Consider the following 1,207-nt stretch of genomic DNA (forward strand, 5'->3'; position numbering starts at 1 on the left):
TAGTCTGCCAAGGCAATTTTGCTAGGTTAAATGCTCGGATATAAACGCTGCATTTTTTTACGTGCATCCTTGGTTTTAAAACCCCAATAGACGCTGGCTTTTTTTTGATTGCGTTCTTTCTCCCAAGCAGCAATTTCAGAAGATAATATCTCTACATTAGGAATACGCCGTTCTAAACATTGGCGAGATAGGACAGATAATTCAATTTCTACTTGATTCAGCCAAGAAGCGTGTTTGGGAGTATAGTGAAACTCTAATTTTTGAATAATGCGGCGTGCTTCCTGTGGAGAGAAAACTTCATATAATGCACTTGGAGTATGAATATTTAGGTTATCAACGACTAAACGAATCACATCAGCCTGAGGGTAATAAATATCTACTAAATCTTTTAACTGTTTTGCAAAGTCCGCTTTTGTACGGCGCTGTGTGACTTCAATATGTCTCCACCCTGCTAAAGGTTCAAAAAAGGCAAATAAATTTATAACACCATTGCGTTTGTACTCATAGTCATAACGTTCAGGCTGATTTGGTTCTGGTGGCAAAGGAAGTCTGACTTCTTCTACTAATTGATATGGGCGTTCATCTAGGCAGAGTGTAGGTTTTTTCGGATCATATGGCTCATTGTACAAATCCAAAACATCTTCCATTCTGAACACATACTCTGCGTTAACTTCGGGAATACACCACTGTTCTTTTAACCACGGTTTAATTTCATTTTTTTTAGAGTTTGGCGTATTGTTTCGTCTGAAATTGAATCTATGATACCAACTTTCACTAAATAATCTGCTAATAATTGCATTGTCCAACGCACTCTTCCTTCTGGCGGATTAGAACAAGCAGTCGCAATCAAGAATGCTTCTTGTTTTTCATCTAATTTTTTGGTTTTTGGTGGATGTTCTCCATCCTTTAAAGCAAACTCTAATCCACCAATCACAAACTTTTCTCTTGTCCTTTCCACTGTAGCAACATGAACTCGAACTGCGGCAGCGATCGCCGTGTCCGTTTCTCCCTCAGATGCCATTAAAAGAATGTTTGCACGGGCTATAGTTCTTGCTTTGTGTTTTCCTTTTTTGAGGATTGCTTGCAGTTGTAAAACTTCCTCTTCGCTTAAATCTACAACATACTTTTTTGCCATGCTCAACCCCTTTTTTGACTAGTTTATCAATTAGAGGGGCTTACCCAGCAAAAATGCCTTGGTGGACTACTA

At 38.7% G+C, this 1,207-nt stretch carries 1 protein-coding gene; it reads right to left on the reverse strand.

Features of this window, described 5'->3' with window-relative positions; translation table 11 throughout:
* Positions 1-26: 26 nt before the first annotated feature.
* Positions 27-1,135 (reverse strand): IS630 family transposase gene (locus tag FNW02_RS38185; protein ID WP_191762641.1). Its coding sequence is split into 2 segments (ribosomal slippage): positions 27-724 and positions 724-1,135, totalling 1,110 coding nucleotides; the frame shifts between segments, so codons are not numbered across the junction.
* Positions 1,136-1,207 lie beyond the last annotated feature (72 nt).

The organism is Komarekiella delphini-convector SJRDD-AB1 (genome assembly GCF_014831675.1).
Lineage (GTDB): Bacteria > Cyanobacteriota > Cyanobacteriia > Cyanobacteriales > Nostocaceae > Komarekiella.